Source organism: Rothia sp. HSID18069, assembly GCF_003989155.1.
Taxonomy (GTDB): Bacteria; Actinomycetota; Actinomycetes; order Actinomycetales; family Micrococcaceae; genus Rothia; species Rothia aeria.
Genome location: NZ_RBMG01000030.1, coordinates 1 through 597, shown reverse-complemented (window position 1 = coordinate 597; position 597 = coordinate 1). Strand labels below are relative to the sequence as shown.

The window sequence follows — 597 nt, the reverse complement described above, 5'->3', positions numbered from 1 at the left end:
GGCAGGTGATTCAGCTGGCTCCTGGGCGTGGGCATCTGAATGTGCTGGATCCGGGAGAGATTAGCGCGATCGCGGATCGGCTTCCGCCTGATATTCGTGAAAAGCTGCTCGTGGATGCTCATACTCGGAAGCTTCAGCTGTTGCTGGCTCTGATTTCGATTCTGCGGAAAGGGCATGTGACGCCGAATGAGGAAAATATTTTGGATAAGGCCCTGGTGTTGTTAGAGACAGAGCATGAGGGTGTGCCGGTGGTGCAGGATCTTTTAGATGTGATTGTTTCTCGTCCTCAGGCGTTGCAGGATATTGCGTTGGATCGTGGGGATCCTGACCGGTATAAGGATGCAACGGATGCGTTGGTGGCGTCGTTGATGTCGCTCAATGGGCAGGGCCGGTTTGGGGATATGTTTTCCAAGCCGACGTCTGCGGCGTTGCGGATGGATCGTCCGGCGGTGTTTGATGTGTCGCAGATTGGGGATATTCACCGTGATGTGCAGGCGGCGGCGTTGTTGGCGTGTTGGACAACGACGTTCGCTTCGGTTGAGGTTGCGCATGCGTTAGCGGATGCCGGGTTAGGGCCGCGGCGTAATTATTTTGTGG

1 pseudogene is annotated in these 597 nt (G+C 55.6%); it reads left to right on the top strand.

Features of this window, described 5'->3' with window-relative positions:
• Window positions 1-597, top strand: a pseudogene (locus D8M41_RS11680) (ATP/GTP-binding protein); the annotation flags it as partial.